The organism is Paenibacillus sp. GSMTC-2017 (genome assembly GCF_016019935.1).
In the GTDB taxonomy this organism is placed as follows: Bacteria; Bacillota; Bacilli; order Paenibacillales; family Paenibacillaceae; genus Pristimantibacillus.
In genome coordinates this window covers 1,151,525-1,171,086 of sequence record NZ_JAECMT010000001.1, presented here as the reverse complement: position 1 = coordinate 1,171,086, position 19,562 = coordinate 1,151,525, and the positions used below count along the sequence as shown (strand labels likewise).

General features: G+C 42.4%; 20 protein-coding genes. 9 read left to right on the top strand and 11 right to left on the bottom strand.

Translation table 11 applies throughout. The annotated features are described in order from the left end of the window. Positions 1 to 86 precede the first annotated feature (86 nt). Positions 87 to 881, bottom strand: a complete 795-nt coding sequence (asd, locus tag I6N90_RS05455) for an archaetidylserine decarboxylase (RefSeq protein ID WP_197934449.1) — start codon at positions 879 to 881, stop codon at positions 87 to 89. A 214-nt stretch (positions 882 to 1,095) separates the two neighbouring features. Between asd and I6N90_RS05450 the strand changes: the two genes are divergently transcribed. From I6N90_RS05450 to I6N90_RS05440, 3 genes are all read left to right on the top strand, one after another. After that, complete coding sequence (locus I6N90_RS05450) at positions 1,096 to 1,386, top strand: transposase (protein WP_197934448.1); 291 nt, start codon at positions 1,096 to 1,098, stop codon at positions 1,384 to 1,386. A 49-nt stretch (positions 1,387 to 1,435) separates the two neighbouring features. Beyond that, on the top strand, positions 1,436 to 2,146 hold the full coding sequence (locus I6N90_RS05445) for an HAD family hydrolase (RefSeq protein ID WP_232242541.1): 711 nt from the start codon (positions 1,436 to 1,438) through the stop codon (positions 2,144 to 2,146). A 332-nt stretch (positions 2,147 to 2,478) separates the two neighbouring features. After that, positions 2,479 to 3,729 carry a chitinase gene (locus I6N90_RS05440; protein WP_197934446.1) on the top strand — a complete coding sequence of 417 codons (1,251 nt, stop codon included), beginning with the start codon at positions 2,479 to 2,481 and terminating at the stop codon, positions 3,727 to 3,729. Between the two features lie 152 nt (positions 3,730 to 3,881). Here I6N90_RS05440 and I6N90_RS05435 read toward each other — a convergent pair whose 3' ends face one another. From I6N90_RS05435 to I6N90_RS05410, 6 genes are all read right to left on the bottom strand, one after another. Next, positions 3,882 to 5,030 (bottom strand): YheC/YheD family endospore coat-associated protein, encoded by a 1,149-nt coding sequence (locus I6N90_RS05435; protein WP_197934445.1) that lies wholly within the window; start codon positions 5,028 to 5,030, stop codon positions 3,882 to 3,884. After that, positions 4,987 to 5,484, bottom strand: coding sequence for a GNAT family N-acetyltransferase (locus I6N90_RS05430; RefSeq protein WP_197934444.1), 498 nt, complete (start codon positions 5,482 to 5,484; stop codon positions 4,987 to 4,989). Before I6N90_RS05430 ends, I6N90_RS05435 begins: the two co-directional genes overlap by 44 nt. A gap of 1 nt (position 5,485) precedes the next feature. Further along, the gene (locus I6N90_RS05425) at positions 5,486 to 6,643 is read right to left on the bottom strand and encodes a YheC/YheD family endospore coat-associated protein (RefSeq protein ID WP_197934443.1); all 1,158 of its coding nucleotides are present in this window, start codon (positions 6,641 to 6,643) and stop codon (positions 5,486 to 5,488) included. After that, the gene (locus I6N90_RS05420) at positions 6,640 to 8,016 is read right to left on the bottom strand and encodes a YheC/YheD family endospore coat-associated protein (RefSeq protein WP_197934442.1); all 1,377 of its coding nucleotides are present in this window, start codon (positions 8,014 to 8,016) and stop codon (positions 6,640 to 6,642) included. Before I6N90_RS05420 ends, I6N90_RS05425 begins: the two co-directional genes overlap by 4 nt. 72 nt (positions 8,017 to 8,088) lie before the next feature. Continuing rightward, complete coding sequence (locus I6N90_RS05415; RefSeq protein WP_197934441.1) at positions 8,089 to 9,249, bottom strand: YheC/YheD family endospore coat-associated protein; 1,161 nt, start codon at positions 9,247 to 9,249, stop codon at positions 8,089 to 8,091. Positions 9,250 to 9,261: 12 nt separating this feature from the next. After that, positions 9,262 to 10,644 (bottom strand): YheC/YheD family endospore coat-associated protein, encoded by a 1,383-nt coding sequence (locus tag I6N90_RS05410; RefSeq protein ID WP_197934440.1) that lies wholly within the window; start codon positions 10,642 to 10,644, stop codon positions 9,262 to 9,264. A 220-nt stretch (positions 10,645 to 10,864) separates the two neighbouring features. On the opposite strand from I6N90_RS05410, the gene I6N90_RS05405 reads away from it, so the two are divergent. Continuing rightward, positions 10,865 to 11,185, top strand: coding sequence for a hypothetical protein (locus tag I6N90_RS05405; protein WP_197934439.1), 321 nt, complete (start codon positions 10,865 to 10,867; stop codon positions 11,183 to 11,185). Positions 11,186 to 11,261: 76 nt separating this feature from the next. Here the strand turns inward: I6N90_RS05405 and I6N90_RS05400 are convergent, their stop codons facing one another. After that, positions 11,262 to 11,609, bottom strand: a complete 348-nt coding sequence (locus I6N90_RS05400) for a helix-turn-helix domain-containing protein (RefSeq protein WP_197934438.1) — start codon at positions 11,607 to 11,609, stop codon at positions 11,262 to 11,264. Positions 11,610 to 11,768: 159 nt separating this feature from the next. Between I6N90_RS05400 and I6N90_RS05395 the strand changes: the two genes are divergently transcribed. Beyond that, the gene (locus I6N90_RS05395; protein ID WP_197934437.1) at positions 11,769 to 12,260 is read left to right on the top strand and encodes a hypothetical protein; all 492 of its coding nucleotides are present in this window, start codon (positions 11,769 to 11,771) and stop codon (positions 12,258 to 12,260) included. Positions 12,261 to 12,315: 55 nt separating this feature from the next. Next, on the top strand, positions 12,316 to 13,671 hold the full coding sequence (locus tag I6N90_RS05390) for a DRTGG domain-containing protein (protein WP_197934436.1): 1,356 nt from the start codon (positions 12,316 to 12,318) through the stop codon (positions 13,669 to 13,671). Positions 13,672 to 13,686: 15 nt separating this feature from the next. Here I6N90_RS05390 and I6N90_RS05385 read toward each other — a convergent pair whose 3' ends face one another. The 3 genes from I6N90_RS05385 to I6N90_RS05375 all read right to left on the bottom strand — a co-directional run bounded on the left by I6N90_RS05385 (position 13,687) and on the right by I6N90_RS05375 (position 14,925). Continuing rightward, positions 13,687 to 14,001, bottom strand: a complete 315-nt coding sequence (locus I6N90_RS05385; protein ID WP_197934435.1) for a YtpI family protein — start codon at positions 13,999 to 14,001, stop codon at positions 13,687 to 13,689. A gap of 75 nt (positions 14,002 to 14,076) precedes the next feature. Beyond that, the gene (locus I6N90_RS05380; RefSeq protein WP_197934434.1) at positions 14,077 to 14,595 is read right to left on the bottom strand and encodes a hypothetical protein; all 519 of its coding nucleotides are present in this window, start codon (positions 14,593 to 14,595) and stop codon (positions 14,077 to 14,079) included. Between the two features lie 3 nt (positions 14,596 to 14,598). Next, positions 14,599 to 14,925 carry a YtrH family sporulation protein gene (locus I6N90_RS05375; RefSeq protein ID WP_197934433.1) on the bottom strand — a complete coding sequence of 109 codons (327 nt, stop codon included), beginning with the start codon at positions 14,923 to 14,925 and terminating at the stop codon, positions 14,599 to 14,601. Positions 14,926 to 15,037: 112 nt separating this feature from the next. Between I6N90_RS05375 and I6N90_RS05370 the strand changes: the two genes are divergently transcribed. The 3 genes from I6N90_RS05370 (at position 15,038) to I6N90_RS05360 (ending at position 19,560) form a co-directional block, all read left to right on the top strand. Next, the gene (locus I6N90_RS05370) at positions 15,038 to 18,691 is read left to right on the top strand and encodes a DNA polymerase III subunit alpha (protein WP_232242540.1); all 3,654 of its coding nucleotides are present in this window, start codon (positions 15,038 to 15,040) and stop codon (positions 18,689 to 18,691) included. Between the two features lie 82 nt (positions 18,692 to 18,773). Beyond that, positions 18,774 to 19,274, top strand: a complete 501-nt coding sequence (locus I6N90_RS05365; protein ID WP_197934432.1) for a phosphatidylglycerophosphatase A family protein — start codon at positions 18,774 to 18,776, stop codon at positions 19,272 to 19,274. 97 nt (positions 19,275 to 19,371) lie between these two features. Then, positions 19,372 to 19,560, top strand: coding sequence for a glutamate decarboxylase (locus I6N90_RS05360; protein WP_197934431.1), 189 nt, complete (start codon positions 19,372 to 19,374; stop codon positions 19,558 to 19,560). Positions 19,561 to 19,562: the final 2 nt, after the last annotated feature.

The window sequence follows — 19,562 nt, the reverse complement described above, 5'->3', positions numbered from 1 at the left end:
ACTCAAGCACCGGGCTTCCCTGACCGATGCTTGAGTTTATTTTCTTAGATAGAACTTTTCCTAATCGTTAATGACTGCTGCCTGAGTCATTTCTCGGTCTCACATAGTTCCCCTAAATATTCGCCCATCTTAACTTTCATTCCCGTTTGCAAACCTTCGCGTGGGGAGAAAGTATTGTCTTCAAGCACTAAAACAATCGTTGAACCAAATTCGAAAAAGGCAAGTTCATCACCTTTTTCAACAGATTCATGCATCGGCTGTACATACTTGATACTACTGACATTCATTGCGCCTACTTTTACAACAGCAGCTTCGCCGCAACTATGTTTAATATACGTAATCAGTCGTTCATTACGACTAAGCACTCGCTTCATATGCCGCAGTCCGAAGTCGTTAACCGGATATACCTTACCTTTAATATGCTCGCGTTCTACAACTTCTCCGGTTACAGGAACATGAATACGATGGTAGTCTGTCGGGCTTAAGTAGAGGACCATATAATAACCATTCCGATAACTTGCTGTGCGTGGTGATCCGTTCAGTAGCTCTTCGATGGTGTAATCCTGACCTTTAACATTGACAATTGTGCCTGCTTTAATTTCCCCTGCACCTGTTATAAGTGCATCAACGGGACTAACAAGCGCATTCGTACCATTATGTATAGTTCTCATCCCCGGCTTCAGCCTGCGAGTGAAAAATTCATTTAATGATCTGTACTGAGCAAGTTCCTTCTCTGCTTCCTCGATCGAAATGCCGTACAGCTTGGCGAAACGGGGAATAAAGTGGCGGCTCGCAGATGATTGTGCAAACGTTCCAGTTATTCTAGAGATCCATTTACGTGAACTTAGCTCTGTCATAGAGCGTAGTAGCCATTTAGTCATAGCTATACTGTCACATCCTTTCTATACGAGGATTATTGTTACCTTATTGTCCACAAATCAGTGTGACATATTAACATCATTTAATCAATAGTTTACACCCTGCTCATAAGTAGTATCTATTCAATGGCATCCATTTTAATACAAACCTTTTGTAGAGATATTAGGTTTATATTGTTGCAATATTAGCCAAGCTAACACGAAGAGGTGAGTAAAGATGATTGTTGTCGTTAGTGTTGTACTTGTGCTTTTATCAACAGTAATTGCTGTACTAAGCAGTAAAATGGAAAGAGCAAGACAATTGTTCGACTGGGTAGCTTGTTTAGCTATATTTATTTTTTCAATCAATGCAGCAACCGCCGTTTTACGTACCAATTTAGACGGGACAGTGTTTATGACGGAAGTACATAGTGTGCTTATGAATCCAGCCTTTTTGATTAGCGGTGCATACTTGGGTATTTATGGGCTTGCAAGAGTAGCGCTTATTGCTTGGCGTAGAGGGGATTAACGTATAGATTTATAATCAGTTAAAGTTGCGGTGCTAGTATCCGTCCAGTATGATTAGAGCATTAGAGAGAAAGGACGGTAACTGGATGAGTAAAGAGAAGTTTATACAACCTAAAGCTGTCATTTTTGATATGGATGGTACGTTGTTTGAGACGGATACCCTTTTAATTGGAGTACATGAACGCGTATTTCGGACACTGCGTGAAGAAGAGTTGTACATGGAGGAAACACCCCCAGTAGACCAACTTCTAGCTTGTCTTGGCATGATTCTTGAAGATATATGGAAGCAACTGATGCCCAATAGTACTGAAGCAGCACGTGCAAGGGCAGATGTTCTTCTTTTGCAATATGAACTAGAGGGGCTTGCAGCTGGTGAAGGTGAGCTGTACCCATATGTAGAGGAAACGTTACATAAATTGAATGATCGTGGTATACAACTGTTTGTTGCAAGTAATGGGTTAGAAGACTATGTAAAAGGAGTGGCTCAGTACAAAGGGATATCCCATTTGTTCACAGGCATCTATAGTGCAGGGGAATATGAAACAGCGAGCAAGGTTGACTTAGTCGCATTATTGCTGAAGGATCATAACTTAACATCTGAAGAGGTTTGGATGGTAGGTGATCGTTCATCGGATGTTGAGGCGGGTAAAGCTAACGGACTTAAGACAATTGGCTGCGCATATGCACGATATGGACGAGAGTCAGAACTTGCGGATGCAGATGTGCAAATGGTAGATTTTAGAGAACTTTTGAAGGGGTAACTGCTTTAAGCGAACCTATTATTTGATGTATATAAAATATTGCACTATAACTGTCGAGAACTAATCGACAGTTATTTTTTTTGCTTCTATCGACCTGCTTGGGCAGGTAGCATAACTAGTTCTGTTGATCGAGAGTATGGCAGGCACATCCGGTCGTTTCGACAAAAGGTATGTAAATAGCATCCTCAGTAAGTCACATGCAGGGCCCGAGAAATTAATCGGATTAAGGCAAACATGTCTTTGTGAGCATGTGTTTGGCTCTATGTACAACTGAAACGGCAATGTTTAAATTGGAAAAGCAATGAATTTTTTTATTAAAAGGAGACCTGTTCATGCCACAATGGAGCAAGCTGTTATCCGGTAGGTTTATTCATCGCACAATCTGCTTTTCAGTTGGAGTCGCCCTTCTCGTAACGCCGATTACAGCATCGGCGGCATCATCCTCGAATGGCAAGTATCAAAACGTGCAATTTGCAGCAGAGCAATCGGGTAAAGCTAATTTCCAAGGAAGCCTACTTACCGTAGGTGAAAATCGATTTCTAACGCGAAGCAACATTGAGAAAGAGTGGGACGGAATCGACCCGGATTATAAGCCAGATCAAGCGGTCAAAGCGGTTAAGGAATTACTCTCTTTAGAGGACTACGAGGCGTTATTCCCGAATCGGTTGGGCTCCCCAGCATGGTATGAGATTGCTAAAGGTAAAGAATATTTCAAAGCTGATCAAAAAGATTATTTCTCTTACAGTAATCTGATTGATGCTGTTACCGAAGTTGCGAACATCAAACTGAAAATCAGTCACCGCAAAGGTAGCCCTGGTGTACAGGAGATCAATAGATTAGACAAAGATGCCAGAATTGAAACATTAGTAAGTCGTTCTAGTGATTTTAATTCAGCGAAAAATAAGAAACAAGAAATTGTAACCGTTATCATTGATTTTGGAACGTTCCTGAAGGAAGGATTTAAGAAAGATCGTAAGCGTGAGCTTGCAGCATTCCTTGCTAACCTTGCACATGAAACGGGTGGCGGCTGGTCAACCGCACCTGGCGGAGAACTCAAATGGGGTCTGTTCTGGAATGAAAACATTGCAGGTAGAACGGGCGTTAACACGTCAGCTTTCGTTGATGAGGCAAGTGCTGCATTGTATCCAGGTGTGAAAGACAAACGGTATTATGGTCGTGGTCCAATTATGCTTAGCTGGAATTTCAACTACGGATTATTTAGCTCAATCATCTATGGCGACAAAAATGTGCTGCTCAAAAACCCTGAAATTGTTTCTGCGGATGGAAAAGTTGGATTCATGACAGCAATTCTATTTTGGATGACACCACAAGATCCGAAGCCATCTGCTCATGATGTCATTATCAATAAGTGGAAACCTTCAAAAGCGGACATTGCTAAGGGGTTAAGTCAACCAGGATTCGGTATTACGATTATGGTGCTTAACGGATTAGAGGCAAACTTAGGTGAGGTTGAAGGCAGTTCAGTAAAAAGACGCGCTGGACATTACCGCGATATTACGAAGACGATGGGTGTAGATATTACAGGTGAAAAAGTAGATACGCTTGGCATGAAGCCGTTTTGATTTTAGGTACTATTCATATGAATTGTATTGTCTAAAGAGTTTAATATAAAAAAGGCAGGCGGCTCGGTCTCATTAGCAGAGTAATTTGCTTTTGAGACCGAGCTAATTTTTCATTTTGTCATTTACTCAGAAAAAAAATTTGACGAAGCATTTCAATCATCTTTTTTTGTAGCGATTTTGTTGGAAACGAATGTTTTGTCGCTTTTCCCACTTTGTTTATATTTCCAAAGAGCATACTCAAGTGGTCTTGCTATTGCAGTTCTATAAACGTCGTTTTCCCCAGCACGTTTAAACACTTCACGCGCAGGTTTTGGATTCACTTCTATCATCCATATTCGACCATTGCGATCAATGGCGATATCGATAGCAAGCTCACACAGGGCGTCATAACATAGCTCCAGATAAGTCGCCACGTTTACACCGAAACTATCCACATCCGCTTTAATGCTACTAATTTTTTGTTCATCATTGATCCATTCCCGAAGCAATTGATCCATTTTAACGGCTCTACCGCCACCATGCAAATTTGCTGTAATACTTTCGGGGGCTCCGACGCGACCAGCACAGCCAGTAACACGCCACTTGCCACTACCATCCTTTTGTACTAATAATCGAAAATCGTGGACACGTCCATTCGGCAGTTTTAGTTGAATGCCTTGCTGCGCGATATAACGATTTTCCTTCAAATCCCATCCGTTTAGATAATCGTTTAGTCGATTACTGCTCATTCGTTGTGGCTTAATAATGTGACGGGATTGATCTCTTCCTTGGATAAGAAGCGTTCCGTCACGTACTCTTTCTATTCGAAATATACCGCGTCCACCAGTTCCGTTTACTGGCTTTAAATAAAGTAGCGAGTGGACGCGTAGCATATCATGTACGTCTTGTACCTTTTCAATGTAACGTGTTTTTGGCAGAAAGGATGCTAGTTTGGCATCTTTGGACAATATCGAATGAATCGCCCACTTATTACGAAGCGGGCGATTAAGGAAGTTTAGATGGTTATATTTGGCGCGAAACTTAAGCAATTGATCGTAACGGTGAGATTTCTGAATTCTGCATCGGTCGAATATGAGCTCTGGGAGAGGAGTCCACTTTTTTTTCCATGTTCCCGCTTCTGGGTTATAGAATAAGGCAAGTATTCGGTTATTGTTGTAATTAACGTCTTGGGGAGTGAATACGAGTACTTGTATGCCCAATCTTTTTCCTTCTATAGTCATACGCTCATATATATCTTTTTCTTCCAACAAACCAGCATCATTGAGATATAACGTCAATATGCCCAGAATGGGCTGAGTCATGATGGATTCCCCTTTCAAACCGGAGAGTCGATTTGCCAGTTGGACCTTTATGAATGGATACAGCTCTCATGCCAAGTCCAAAACAGAGAGCCATACTTGGTATGTTGTCTGCTGCGACGTGACAAGCCAGCCTTCCAAGCGTATTCATCATCGACGTCATTATTGCGCTTCCTGTGCCCGTTCTTCGTGCGCTTGGATGAACAACAATTAAACAACCTCCGTCACCGCCATCTGAGGCAAACCCTAGACCTGTTAGATGTCCGCTACGTTTTGCGATGACGATAGTTGCCCGTGTGTATCCGCTCTCGTCTGCCTGAAGCCAAGATTCATCTAAGCTGCGTATCGCATGGAGAGCAGCTACTGTAATTCGCTTCTCCCCGAATCGAACGATAAAGCTGAGTAGTCTTCTCCGTTCCTTTATCCAATCTTCAGGTGTTAGCGAATACAGCTCCATGTTATGCGCCTCCTGCTTGCTTCAATTTTTTTCTGCCTACTAAATAAGCGCCATACTGAAATATCCGCTCTAACGACTTCTGACGGATATGAGGTTCATCGAATTTCATCGGCTTGGAGTTAGCTTCGAAAAACCATAAATTTCCGCTGCTGTCTACGCCTAGGTCCATCGACATCTCACCAAGCCGTTGCCCTGAGGCACGTTCAATTTGTTTTGCGATTAAAAGGGTTACACGTTTCGTCTGTTGAATCAGCATATGAGCTTTCTCAGAGTTGAATGAATGGGTTAACAATTTCTCTGGATCTTCTATCTTTCCACCTCGTGGTACATGAGTGGTAATACTGGAAGTAGCAGCGACACGTGCACCAAGACCAGTCAGCTCCCATATACCACGCTTATTTTTTTGCACAAGTGCCCTCAAGTCGAATCGGTTATCGTTTATAGCAGCCAGTTGTATACCCTGTTGTGCAATATAGGCTTCGCCACCACTTTGCTTCTGGATGCGACTCCATAGTTTTTGTATAGATGAACAGTTGTAAGTTGAACTTTTTTTATCTTCTTGCACTTTGAGTCGATAGGGGAGTGTTTTCTCTCTTTGTAACTTGACAGTCATTATGCCATTTCCTGCTTTCCCACTCTCAGGTTTCAAGTAGAGATAGGTGTGCATGCTCATCATATGTCCGAGTCCACTGACATTGACTAATCGGCGGGTAGTCGGGATAAATGGCTTCGTACTTTTTGATTCTTTTAGCCACTTGAACAGATCCCATTTATTGAAGAAGGAAGGGTTGAACAAGATAACGCGTGAGTGCTTTCTGCAAGCGTTAATTTTTTGTTTAACGGCAGGCAACATTTCATCTTCGCGTTGTGGAATTCGATTATAAATAATATCTGGAAAAGGCAAGAGTTGCATATTCCAGCTGCTGGTTTCTTTGAGATAAATGAAACCGCGTAGCATCCTCTTGCTTAATAGTAAATTTTTTATCGTCAGTACATAAACGAGAAAACCCATTGATTGTCCCGTGCGGATGAGGTCGGCGAAGTTGCTCCGATTACCACGAAAATCTCCGTCATTATCATCCGTTGTAAGAATAGCTAAAACAGGTGGGCCAGGTAGTGGTGCAATCTGAGGTTGCTTCTCCTGAAGAAGGTTACTCATAACCCTTTTCCTCCTTGGAAGCGGCTTAAATAGAGACAATGTTCGAAAATATAGGAAACAGATGCTTTTCCTTCAGAACGAAGCGCAGGGTGTTTGAATATAGAACGGCCAGGTTTAGCGTTTGCCTCAAACATCCAAATATTCCCTTGCATATCGATTCCAATATCGAGCCCGAGTTCACCTAATCTGTGTGGGTAATTTCTTTCGATTGCTTCTGAAAGCTTTATAGCAACTCGTTTAGCTTTCTCCAATATTACATTCGCTTCGCTACCGAAAGCTCTGCTTAGAGCATGTTCTGGAGTCATGAGCGTTCCGCCGCTTTTGACATGGGTTGTAACACTTCCACGTCCTGCTTTTTTGGCTCCGATTCCGGCAGGAATCCATTGGTTATTACCGTTTTTATGCATATGAAAACGGAAGTCTAACTGGCACCTATCTATTTCGAGCAATCTAATTCCTTGCTGCACGACATATTGGTTTACTCTACTTCCGAGCCTGTTTTGCAACATTTTCATCATACTCTGAAAATTGTTATATCGAAGCAAAACATTTTCACTGCCGCTGCGGTAACGTACGAAATAGCCGCGTGTCGGATGATAGGTTAACCGATAAATACCAATGCCAAGACTTCCGCCACCTGGTTTGTAATATAAGAAATGATACTTTTCAAGCATCTCCTTGATTTTGTTCGAAGAAGGGTTAGGGACTGATTCCGGCAAATGTGCAAGCGCCTCAGGATCTTTGTCTAGTAAGGTATAGACATCTGCTTTGTTTAGAAAGCTCCAGTTGAATAATGGGATTTTCCGTTTAACAAACCGTTCCCTAATCGAACTTATAAAAGGTGAAGTTTCTGCTTTGCGATTTGGAAGCCGATTGTATACAACGTCGGGGAGCGGAACTATTTTGCGGAACCAATCTCCTTGCGCATTTAGAAAATAGCCATTTACCGTCTCCTGTTGCCAGTTAATATCGTTTGGAGTGAATCCAAACATATAGGCTTTTCGGTCGCCTGTTCGGATAACTTGTTTAATAAATCCCGATAGTGAACCAAATGGATAACTATCCCCTTGGTTAATCGTATCTGTTAAAATGCCAACAAGTGGCCCTAACTGAAGTTCATCATCTGCGGTACTCAATACATAGACATTGCCAGACTTCGGCACGCGGAAAGAACTACGAACACCTGCGGAGAGATACAGATGATTGCCAGAACGGCTTAGTTGCCTTACTGTCGCTGTAATGATTTCATTGCCCAGCTTAAGTTGGATCGACCGTTTACCAGACAGCTTGAGCTGCTTGTAGAGCGATCTGGACAAATAGACAATTTTATCGGACTGCTGTGAGAAATGTACGTTACAAGTTGTCAAACTCATCGATGAACCTCCTGAACGTTTAAAGACTTCATCCTATTGTGGAACGCTATCTAGCTCAGTGGCCTGAATAGGTCATAAGAAGGAATGATTCGTAATAAGAGTAGGTGATACGCGATTGGTCAAATATCGTGCGTAACGCAGGGGTCGTTCAATGGACAACTGCTGTGCTTTTTTGTCATTGATCAGTCGAAAGGAATCTCTTCCGGGCTTCGCGTTAACTTCAATCAGCCAAATGTTACCGTTTGATTCGATGCCGAGGTCGAATGCGAGTTCACCAAATCTGCCAAAGTTTTTTTCGATACATTTTGCTGTATGCCCGCTTATTGTATGGATATTGCGGAGTAAACGTTCTGCAAGATTCGTACCAAAGTAATTAGAGAGAAAGGAGTGTGCAGCCTCTGCATGACCGCCACCATGAAGATTTGACGTTAAACACATTTTTTGTCCGAGCCGTGCGGCAGAGCCGGTACGTTTCCATTTTCCATCAGCATCTTTCTGGAGTAAAACTCGAATGTCGAACGGTCTGTTAGTAGAATCGGACAGAGGTAGATAAGGTTGGAAGAGAAAAGAAGACCCTCCAATAAAACGGTCCAACCATTTCTCAAGAAAGGTTATGTTCTGAAATGAAATAGAAAAGTGTCTATTGTTTCTTGTTCGTCCACTTACGAGAAATTGGTTCTTGAATCTCTCACTGCTGATGTGAACAATACCTCTACCTTGCATCCCAGCTGCAGGTTTTAAAATAATACCTTTCGAATAACGATTTATTGCATCTAGAAGTTGATTGAACGTTTGGTATCGGTTAGTTGGAGGTAAATGTGAATGCAGGACGATATCGTCACATAATGCCTCATAGACTCGAAATTTAGAAGGCAACCTGCTATTGAGTAGCTTATGGTTCTTTCGTGCGTTCATATCCGTTAAAGCAGTAGCGCTCTCCCTACGGTCCTCAGCGCTACGGTAGAAACAACGATCATATACGATATCGGGCAGAGGCACCTGTTGTCTCTTCCAACTCTTATCTATTAAGCGATACCCGTGCAATAATCCTGTTTTTTGGTTATAATCCTTCGCTGAGAAAACATACACATCTATGTCGAGAGATTTAGCGGCAATACTTAATTCTTTGCATAGTCGCGGCTCAGAGAGTATACATTCATACTCAATCGCTGAATGAGTATCATCGCTAGTAGATGCATTCATTATGCCAAAATAAATTATTTTCAGCGACATGGCAACCTCCATTTAAAATCCCGACAGAAAACGGGCGTATTGGATCATCATACGTACCGATGGACGAATTTTCCCTTCGTTTAAAGGGGTATTATCATTTTTAGAAGGCTTCGAATTCACTTCCAGCAGCCACACTTTCCCGTTTGTATCAATTGCTAAATCGATGCCAAGTTCTCCAAATTGGGCTGGAATATTCGTATCGATTCCATTTGCAATCGTAAGTGCAGCTTGTCGCAATTGACCAGAAGCGCTTAATCGATTGATGCTTGCGCCCAAATTACTTTTGGCGACAGCCGCACTTACTGTACTAAGTGAGCCGCCACGCGCTAAATTTGACACAAAGTGCTGACTTCCTGCAGTCCGAGCAACGATGGAAGTTATGACCCATTTACCAAGCGAGTTCTTTTGGACAAGTGCTCTGAAGTCAACGGGGCGTTTTTGAATTTCAATCAATTGCAGTCCTTGCTGAATTTGAAACTTGGCCGTTTTCATTTTGACAGCTAGTGAGGAGTATAGCTTTGCAAGGCTGGGATGGATTTGTCTTCTCGATCCTGTAGGGGTTGTATGAAGCGCTAGATAACTTTCACCTTCTAGATGAGAGAGACGGATTATTCCCTTTCCTAGGCTGCCTCGAACTGGCTTAAGGAAAACGTTGTTATACTTGGTGCACATCGACTTAAAAGTAGCGAAGTTGTTCAAGTAATGGGATTCAGGTAAATAACGATCTAGAGTTGGATCCTTTTTTAGTGCATCGAATACTTCGGTTTTGTCTAAAAACTTTTCATTGAATACAGCAGTTGAATACAGTCGTTTTGTTTCTTTAATAAAATGCTGTACGTCAGGATCATTTTCCAGCTTCCGTGTAGTTAAGCGATTATTAATGATATCAGGAGCAGGTACTATCATTTGCCGCCATCCCCCGGAATAGATCCAACCCTGCACCGTATGGACATTTTCCCCAATATGGTTTGGTGTGAAGAAAAAAACGTGAGCTCCATGTGACTTGCAAGCGTCTACGAGTTCTTTGCAAAACATTGTGATCGTACCAAATGGCTTCTCCGGTATGTGTTCAAAGTCACGGCTAATGAGTACACCGATCAAAGGACCAAGCGCTAATGTTCCTGTAACCGCAGAAAAGTGTATCCGAAGATGTAATGGTGATTGACTTTCCAATAGTAGCCCCATTTTTTGTGCTATGGATGGGCTTATACGAATACCATTGAGCTTGGCTACCGGAATGATTTTCACATGCTGTCTAAAGGCTCCGAACTTTAGCCCAACATGCTGGCCTTTTGGGATTTTCCACTGTTTCACATAAAATTCGCCAACCATAATCGTATCATCTGGCAATGTACCAGTATTGATCGCCTGTATGGCAACTTTCGATTTGAGCATTCCTATTCTCCTTCCAAATCAGGAGGTATGGCGAATAGAGGCATGAGGCCTATAGGTGTATTACACGAATTAATTCATCATATGAATATGCCTATTGGATGGTGATTAGGATGAAGCAGTATGGGCGTTTAGGTTATGACACAACTGACATATGTCATTCGATATATTCATAGAATATCAATAAGTGTGGGACGAGTACTTAAGAAGAGGAGTTGAATGAATGATGGTAAAAAAAGATAAGGGTGCTGGCAGAGGGAAACATCTTTTTTACGTTGTCATCGCTTCAGGTATACTATTTTACGCATTGTCACAGTTTGAACGGAGTAACTTACAGGAGGGAGCAAATCTTTTTTGGTTTGTATGGATGGCCTTTTCCGCTATTATTATTGCTGCCAATATCAATATGCTACTGTTTATGAATGAAAAAAAGCGTAAACAGTTAGCCCGGATAAAGCGAGCAAAGTCAGTGCAAATGGAGCAAGCGATAGAGAAAGGTATTACGAAATATATGGGTAGTAAACGAAGAGCGAACGGGGAATAGGAAATTAAAAATCTATGTTGGATGAATAAGCCATTTAACTGCGGGCTGGCGGTTAAATGGCTTATTTTAGTTCCGATTAGTCCATTTCCTTGAATTGAACGAGCTGTTTGACGAATTTATAAACAGCCTCTTGTTCTCTCAATGTTAGCCCGGTCAATTGATTGGCGATTTTGTCGGCATATCGTGTTGAGTCTTCAGTAGTCTCTTGGTTGTTCTCAACATTTACGATTTTCTCTAATGGCGTTTGCAGCGCAATAGCGATCTTGCTGAGCACGTCGATGGTAGGATTTTTTTCTCCACGCTCTACTTGACCCATATAAGAAGCATTAATATCGGCACGAAGTGCGAGTTGCTCTTGGCTGAAGCCTTTAGATTTGCGACAAACTCGAATGTTATCGCCAATTAGTCGCCCAATATCACTCATTTTGTCACCTCAGCCTAACGATAGGGTTTTGTGAGAAGAGCAACAACATTATATAGAATGTATCTATTTTAGTTACTATAGTCATTGACTTAGATGTGGATTATTTATTATAATTAACATAAATATTACAATTGTGTTAGAATGGTGGAATAATGAAAAATGGAGAAGAGCGAGGAAGGATTGATGGTAGAAGAGTTCGAATTTTACCGTAAAGTAAGAGCGTATTATTGTAATGTTTCATTTAGGCTGACTTTTACATACTGCTTCTCCCACCGTCACGTTAAGAAGGCTACAGCCCAAGGATCATTCAGTTGCGGAGTTAATGCACATTCACAGACGGTTGAATATATTATGCAGCTGAAATCAGATATTATCGAAAGACCACACACAGAGAGCGGCTCATTTCTATTCTCCAGCATATATGATGCAATTCCGCAGCAACGAATCGAATTCGTTAATTATCCAATTCTTAAACTCCGTTATCGAGTGCCTATTTCTTATGATTGGCAGCAGTTTGTTGTTCAGGGAGCAGAAAGTGCGATCAACGTTAGCACGATGCAAGGACTTTTCAAAAAATGGCGATTGAACGGTAAAGATAATCAACCTGTCGATGCTAAATTCAAAGTAACTAATGTTGAGTTCGACTGGTAGTCGTTATTTTCGGTATGATCTCCTATAATGTAAGGATACAAGGAGTGATACGAAAGTGACCACGAACCATAATTCAAGGAACGAAACGAGCACAAAGCATGAACAAATTCTTCATCATATACAGAGTCTTAAGATAGGGACCAAAATTTCAGTACGAGCTATTGCTAAATCACTGAGCGTTAGTGAAGGTACAGTATACAAAGCATTCAAGGAAGCGGAAGCCTCCGGTCTAGTTAGTACAAAGGAAAGAATAGGTACTGTTCGCATTGATCGAAAGCGAAGAGATGCTCTTGATCAACTTACCTTCGGAGAGGTTGCTCAGATCGTGGATGGACGGTTATTCGGTGGTGAGGAAGGTTTGGACAAGTCCTTGCATAAATTTGTTATCGGAGCGATGGAGCTCGATGCGATGCTTCGTTATATCGATCAAGGAAGCCTGCTAATTGTTGGTAACCGAGTAAGCGCTCATCGATGTGGCCTAGAACAAGGAGCTGGCGTACTTATAACAGGCGGTTTTGAGCCGAGTGCAGAAATTATTAAATTGGCAGATGAGATGTCTCTTCCGATATTATCTTCCAGACATGATACGTTTACAGTAGCCTCGCTCATTAATAGAGCTATGTATGATCGACTTATTAAACGCAAAATTATGTTGATCGAAGACATCGTAACCTTTAGTCGTCCTGCTGATGTGCTGCGAATCGGTTCAACTGTAGCGAATTACAACAAATTAACGAAAGAAACAGGTTACTCCAGATTTCCAGTTGTAGATGATCGAGGCAAAGTAATTGGCATGATGACAGCAAAGGATGCAGTAGGTTCAATTGATGAAATACCAGTAGATAAAATTATGTCTAGACAGCCTATTACAGCAGCGCCCAATATTACAGTTACTTCTGCTGCCCATACTATGGCTGCAGAAGGTATCGACCTACTCCCAATTGTTGATCGTCATCGCAAGTTGCTTGGAGTCGTTACACGTCAGGAAGTTCTTGATGCTATGCGATTTGCTGGAAAGCAGCCTGAATCTGGTCAAACGTTTGAAGATTTAATGTGGGCAGGTTTTATGCAATCGGAAGAAAATGGAACCGAAGAAGTCGGCATTAGTTACAAGGGGGCGATAACTCCACAGATGTCAGGAGCACTTGGAATGGCTTCAGAAGGCTTGTTATCCACTTTAATGACACAAGCGTCAAGACGAATGATCAGAGAGACGGGGAAACGAGACTTTCTTCTTGAAAGCATGACCTCATATTATGTACGACCCGTACAGATTGATAGTGTTATTACGATAAAACCGAAAGCTTTGGAGATGAGCAGGAAATTTTCGAAGCTCGAAATAGAGGTATTGGATAGTCAAGGTCTGGCCGCCAAAGCAATGTTGACGGCACAGATGATTGATCCTTATTAATGATGGAATGAAAGGTTATGGGCGACGTGCTTCATGTTGACCCTTATCTCGGTAAGCGGATAGATTTCGAAGTCCAGCAAAGAGATTAAATAATCCAATCACCATAAAGATAGCACCAATTACGATGCGAAGGGTAGACTCTTCAGATAAAAAAAGTTGAACGGCAGCAATGAACAAGAGCAAGAAGCCCATACTAATATTCATGCGAGCAGTATTCATGCCTCTAGTTCTTGCTTCGTTGGAACGCCGGGATTTGAAGCTGAAAAAGGACGAAAGCGCCAGCGTAATGACGATGCAAGGAAATAGAACCCATTGCAGTAGTTGATCCATAATAGATGTTTCTCCTTTGAATTGTTAATTGGCTTAATCTGTGTCCTATTGTAACAGATTCCTTGATAGAATGCTTTATGTTGCAGGGGGTCTTACATGCACTCGTGCATCAAACCAAATCTGCAATACATTATCAGCAAGCAGCACAGTGCGTAGATCGATAAGATAGTCTTTTCCGTTGACATCCATATAAACTTTGCGCTGGAGTAAAGTTCTTGCGAACTTGGCATCAGAATTGATCTCGTAGATACTTTGACCAAGGAAAATAGACAGATCTTCTTTCACTAGTTTAATTAATAATCCTTCAGTTACTTTATCGATTTGTGGACGAGCGGGATTTCCGCTGTTGTCCTCAGCAACTCGAAGCTTGATACTTTTGATAACTGTATGCTGATTTTTGTATTGATTTAAATTTTTAATGTCCTGTTCATATTGCTCCAGCTTCACTTCAAGCTCATTTCTTGTATGATACAACGCTTCAAACTCCTCAATAAACAACAAATTTAGCGTAATAGCTCCCACCAACATTCCAAGCAGAAACACTCCTAAAAACTGCATTCCTCTGACGTATCGCTCGAATGTAGGCAGACGCATACGTTACACGGCTCCCTTGTAAACTAATTTCACCAACTCAGTGGCAACATGGGCACCGAGAAACGCAAACATTATAAAACAAATCTGTTGCGCAACGGGTGATAATTGTCCTGCTACAAAATTACTTTCGATGACTCTTACAGGGTCGACAGAACCGCCAATCGCAGCGACGATGGCCCATATTTTTAATCTCATGGCAGTATCAAGCATTACAGTCGCTGGTGGCAGTAACATAAATACCGAACCCAGTCCTGCAAGCATCGAACCACCTATAACGACTCCGAATGCAATGAAAAAGTCCAATCCTGCTTTTGACAAAAAATAAGTCATATCGTAATCCTCCTTCTAACGCCATTGCTTTCTACCATTCTATGGGCGTGTCCAACCCAATTATGATAAAATAGCAGTAACTTAACATTTATGAGTCAAGAGCAAGAAGGGAATGAAGGACACGATGGATGGCAGGAGTGGAACGGCATTTGTGCATTTGCATGCACACAGCGAATTTAGTCTGCTCGACGGCGCTGCCCGTATAAAGGATCTGACTGCTAGAGCGGCGGAACTTGGGATGAAGGCGCTAGCTCTAACAGATCATGGTGTGATGTATGGCGCTATTCCCTTCTATCGCGCTTGCCGCGCAAATGGAATAAAGCCGATCATCGGCTGTGAGCTTTATTTGACTGCTGGCTCCCGTTTTGAAGGTGGCTCGCGTAAAGATAACCCAACGTATCACCTCATTGTGCTAGCCAAAAATGAAACCGGCTATCGTAATTTGATGAAGTTATGTTCAGTAGGACATTTGGAAGGTTTTCATTACAAACCTAGAGTGGATATGGAGGCGCTAGCCCAGTATGCTGAAGGACTAATCTGTCTGAGTTCATGTTTGCAGGGAGAAGTATCGCAACATCTGCTGCATGACCGAAAGGAAGCTGCGAGGGAAGCGGCATTACGTTATCAAACAATTTTCGGTGACGATTTTTATTTAGAGATACAGGATCATGGCATTCTGGATCAAAAGAAAGTAGCAACAGCTATGATCGAATTATCGAGAGAGACGAACATTAAGCTTGTTGCAACTAATGACGTTCATTATTTACAACCGGAGGATGCTGCTGTTCAGGATGTCCTTATTTGCATCGGCACAGGAAAGTCTGTTGATGATACGGACAGAATGCGCATTATGACGGATCAATTGTATATGAAGTCCGGTGATGAGATGGCCTCGTTATTCCGGCATGTACCAGAAGCTATCGCTCATACGATTGAAATTGCAAATAAGTGTGATTTGGAGCTCACATTAGGACGGGCTGCACTTCCAGTCTTCAGGCCAGTACCAGCAGGTACTAGCTCAGCTCGATATTTGGCTGAATTGTGCTTGGATGGACTTAATTCAAGGTATGCAGGTTTGGACGATTGGGTAGAAGGTGCGGGGTTTCGGAAAACGGCGGAAGCTAGACTTGCCTTTGAGCTATCCGTTATAGAAAGTATGGGCTTCAGTGATTACTTTCTAATTGTGTGGGACTTTGTACGATTTGCACATGAAAGAGGAATTAGAACTGGACCTGGACGGGGCTCCTCAGCAGGGAGTCTTGTTGCTTATACGCTACGAATTACGGATGTAGATCCGCTCAAGTATAAATTGCTCTTTGAGAGATTCCTAAATCCAGAACGGATATCTATGCCGGATATAGATATTGATTTTAACGACGAGCGAAGAGACGAAGTTATTGCTTATGTTGCAGCTAAGTATGGTGAAGCACATGTCGCACAAATCATCACATTTGGAACAATGGCAGCAAAGGCAGCGGTGAGAGATGTTGGAAGGGCGTTAAATGTACCTTTCCAAGAGGTAGATAAAGCTGCGAAGCTGATTCCTAATCAGCTAGGCATAACGCTAGCGGAAGCTTTGAAGAGCGGCAGTGGGTTAAAAGAGATGTCCGATAACCAACCCAAAACAGATACAATGCTAAAAATGGCGATGAAGGTAGAAGGGATGCCAAGGCATGCTTCAACGCATGCTGCAGGTGTCGTCATCTCACAAGAACCGCTTACTCATTACGTCCCGCTTCAGGCAGGTAGCGAACAAATCCCGTTAACGCAATATTCTATGGAACATCTGGAAGCGGTTGGATTGCTTAAGATGGACTTCCTTGGTTTGCGAACTTTATCTATTCTTGAACGTACTCTCGATTGGGTTAAGGAATTGTTTGGGAAAGAAATCGATTTCAGAAACGTGAGTGATTCTGATCCTAAGACATATACGATGCTTGGGAAAGGGGATACTACAGGCATTTTTCAGCTAGAGTCTGCAGGTGTGCGGAGAGTGCTGAAAGATATGAAGCCATCTACCTTTGAAGATATCGTATCGGTACTTGCGCTTTATCGTCCGGGCCCGATGGAGTTTATCCCCAAATATATTGGCGGCAAACATGGAACGTTTGTTGTAGAATATCCGCATCCTTCGCTCGAACCGGTTCTAGCTGATACGTACGGTATTATCGTCTATCAAGAACAAATTATGCAGATTGCTTCGCTTATGGCGGGCTTCTCACTCGGAGAAGCAGATCTACTGCGAAGAGCTGTTTCGAAGAAAAAACGGGAAGTGCTAGACGAAGAACGTGCTCACTTTGTAAAGGGTAGCTTAACGCAAGGATATAGTACAGAAGAAGCTAATCGTGTTTACGATATGATTGTTCGATTCGCAGACTATGGTTTCCCACGTGCACATGCGGCTGCCTACGGAGTATTGGCGTTTCAGACAGCTTGGCTTAAAGCTCATTACCCTGTTCCTTTTATGGCGTCCATGCTCGCTTCCGTCACAGGAAATATGCGTAAAACGGCGGAATATGCGGATGAGTGCCGTAGAATGGGCATTCCGGTATTACCTCCAGATGTTAATGAAAGCAGTACATCGTTTACGCCTGTTGGTCAAGCCATTCGATTTGGACTTGCCTCCATCAAAAACGTAGGTTCTCAAGCCATTGACGCGATACTCAAAGAAAGACAAGAGAAACCTTTTGAGAGTTTACTTGATTTCTCTAAACGTGTAGATTTACGGGTCGTGAACAAACGTGTCATGGAGTCACTCATTCAAGCGGGAGCTTGTGATTCGTTGCCAGGACATCGAGCACAATTACTCGGAGCGCTCGATGAAACGGTAGAAGTTGCACAAAAGTGGAGAAAAGAGCGCGAAGAGCTGCAAATTGAGATGTTCGGTTTTGAAGAGGTACAGAACTGGGATGTTGAGTTGCCGGATATACGTCCATTCACTACAGCGCAGAAGCTGGATTTCGAGAAGGACTTGTTAGGGATGTACTTGTCGGGACATCCACTTGATGCTGTAGAGACACAGCTTGAAGGACTTGATCTTGATCGATTAGTAGAGCTTACGGATGTGGAAGACGGTACAATAGCTATCGTTGGAGTGATGATTGCAGGGCTTAAACCTTTTACGAACAAAAAGGGCAATGCGATGGGGTTTTTGGAACTAGAGGATCGTATCATGCGCGTCGAAGCAGTTGTTTTCCCAACCGTTTGGAAACGATGTGGTCATAAGCTTGAAAAAGACGGTTTAATGATTGTTCAAGCAACCGTTCAGCAACAAGATGATGATTATAAGTTACTGGTTGAAGATGTAGTTCCATTTACTGGTCCTTTGGAAAATATGGCTGCCCAAGTACGTCGTCTTCGTCAAAGTGCGAAAGCAAGATCTGCACGGATGAACGTTCCAAAAACGCAACAGCCAACTGGCGAGACGCAGGCAAGCCCCGAAAACGTTGCAAGTGCAGGAACTGGAAATCGTTTGACGAGATCCAACGATGCATTAGTAAAAGAAGCTGGCAAAACGGGATTATCGCCAGGTCTGAAGCGTCAACGAATCTATATTAAGATTACAGCTGATAAAGAACATGCAGCTGTGCTTAATCGTTTGAAGAAACTGCTTCTAACCTACCCGGGAACACTAGATTCAGCTTTATTTTATGAGAATGGCAACAAACTAATTGCGCTAAGTGACAGTCATCGCGTAACACCTGCTCCTCAATTGCTAAAAGCGATAGAGGAATTGCTAGGTGATGGGACGGTTGTAATCAAATAAAGCTTTCGTTACTGATTGAATTTCTATGCACATTATAGCTTGTTCAAGCATATGCATAGAGGTACAGACAGGCACGAGAGGAATGATACCCGTGAACGGAATAGAGAAATGGCTCGAAAGACGTGGTGTAACTATTGATGAAATTGCAGAGATTGTTTTTACACTACAGCATCCTTATAACGCGGATTTAACAATAGAGGAATGTGGGTTAAGCGTTAGAGCCGTTCTTGAGAAGCGCGAGGTTCAATATGCCCTTTATACGGGAATAGCATTAGATGAATTAGCGGAACAAAAATTGCTTCCGGAGCCGCTTCAATCCATAATGGAGAGTGATGAATCTCTTTACGGAGTAGATGAAACGCTAGCTCTTGGCATTACAAATGTTTATGGTACGATTGGACTGACAAGCTTCGGTTATTTAGACAAAATGAAGCCGGGCATCATTCGACGTTTAAATGTAAAAGGCGAGAAAATACATGTGTTTCTTGATGATTTGGTGGCAGGATTGGCAGCTGCGGCATCTGCTCGGATCGCTCATGGCGATCCCAAAGCTATCCAATATCATTTGCCGGAATCGCCATAACTATGTTATGATTGTGAGATCATATGGCCTTTGGCGGGACTTCAGTAGAGTTTAACAGGTGAACTTTGCGAATGCAAAGTTTTCAGGAGGTACCATGATGTGGACGGTAATATATATCGCACCAACAGCAAAGATAGCTGAAAATATCAAGAAACGGCTTACGGATGAAGGTTTTTTAGTAAAGATCAGACCCGTTAATCTGTCTAAACAGCAATTTGAGATCTTAGTTCCATCAGGCGAGCTTGAGGAAGTGCAAGAAGTCTTTAACGCCATCATTCGCCCTTGATG

What these genes read in the sequence shown, in the direction of transcription:
- asd (WP_197934449.1), bottom strand. Translation starts at nt 881, where the DNA reads ATGACTAAATGGCTACTACGCTCTATGACAGAGCTAAGTTCACGTAAA.
- I6N90_RS05450 (WP_197934448.1), top strand. Translation starts at nt 1,096, where the DNA reads ATGATTGTTGTCGTTAGTGTTGTACTTGTGCTTTTATCAACAGTAATT.
- I6N90_RS05445 (WP_232242541.1), top strand. Translation starts at nt 1,436, where the DNA reads ATGATTAGAGCATTAGAGAGAAAGGACGGTAACTGGATGAGTAAAGAG.
- I6N90_RS05440 (WP_197934446.1), top strand. Translation starts at nt 2,479, where the DNA reads ATGCCACAATGGAGCAAGCTGTTATCCGGTAGGTTTATTCATCGCACA.
- I6N90_RS05435 (WP_197934445.1), bottom strand. Translation starts at nt 5,030, where the DNA reads ATGACTCAGCCCATTCTGGGCATATTGACGTTATATCTCAATGATGCT.
- I6N90_RS05430 (WP_197934444.1), bottom strand. Translation starts at nt 5,484, where the DNA reads ATGGAGCTGTATTCGCTAACACCTGAAGATTGGATAAAGGAACGGAGA.
- I6N90_RS05425 (WP_197934443.1), bottom strand. Translation starts at nt 6,643, where the DNA reads ATGAGTAACCTTCTTCAGGAGAAGCAACCTCAGATTGCACCACTACCT.
- I6N90_RS05420 (WP_197934442.1), bottom strand. Translation starts at nt 8,016, where the DNA reads ATGAGTTTGACAACTTGTAACGTACATTTCTCACAGCAGTCCGATAAA.
- I6N90_RS05415 (WP_197934441.1), bottom strand. Translation starts at nt 9,249, where the DNA reads ATGTCGCTGAAAATAATTTATTTTGGCATAATGAATGCATCTACTAGC.
- I6N90_RS05410 (WP_197934440.1), bottom strand. Translation starts at nt 10,644, where the DNA reads ATGCTCAAATCGAAAGTTGCCATACAGGCGATCAATACTGGTACATTG.
- I6N90_RS05405 (WP_197934439.1), top strand. Translation starts at nt 10,865, where the DNA reads ATGATGGTAAAAAAAGATAAGGGTGCTGGCAGAGGGAAACATCTTTTT.
- I6N90_RS05400 (WP_197934438.1), bottom strand. Translation starts at nt 11,609, where the DNA reads ATGAGTGATATTGGGCGACTAATTGGCGATAACATTCGAGTTTGTCGC.
- I6N90_RS05395 (WP_197934437.1), top strand. Translation starts at nt 11,769, where the DNA reads ATGGAGAAGAGCGAGGAAGGATTGATGGTAGAAGAGTTCGAATTTTAC.
- I6N90_RS05385 (WP_197934435.1), bottom strand. Translation starts at nt 14,001, where the DNA reads ATGGATCAACTACTGCAATGGGTTCTATTTCCTTGCATCGTCATTACG.
- I6N90_RS05380 (WP_197934434.1), bottom strand. Translation starts at nt 14,595, where the DNA reads ATGCGTCTGCCTACATTCGAGCGATACGTCAGAGGAATGCAGTTTTTA.
- I6N90_RS05375 (WP_197934433.1), bottom strand. Translation starts at nt 14,925, where the DNA reads ATGACTTATTTTTTGTCAAAAGCAGGATTGGACTTTTTCATTGCATTC.
- I6N90_RS05370 (WP_232242540.1), top strand. Translation starts at nt 15,038, where the DNA reads ATGAAGGACACGATGGATGGCAGGAGTGGAACGGCATTTGTGCATTTG.
- I6N90_RS05365 (WP_197934432.1), top strand. Translation starts at nt 18,774, where the DNA reads ATGATACCCGTGAACGGAATAGAGAAATGGCTCGAAAGACGTGGTGTA.
- I6N90_RS05360 (WP_197934431.1), top strand. Translation starts at nt 19,372, where the DNA reads ATGTGGACGGTAATATATATCGCACCAACAGCAAAGATAGCTGAAAAT.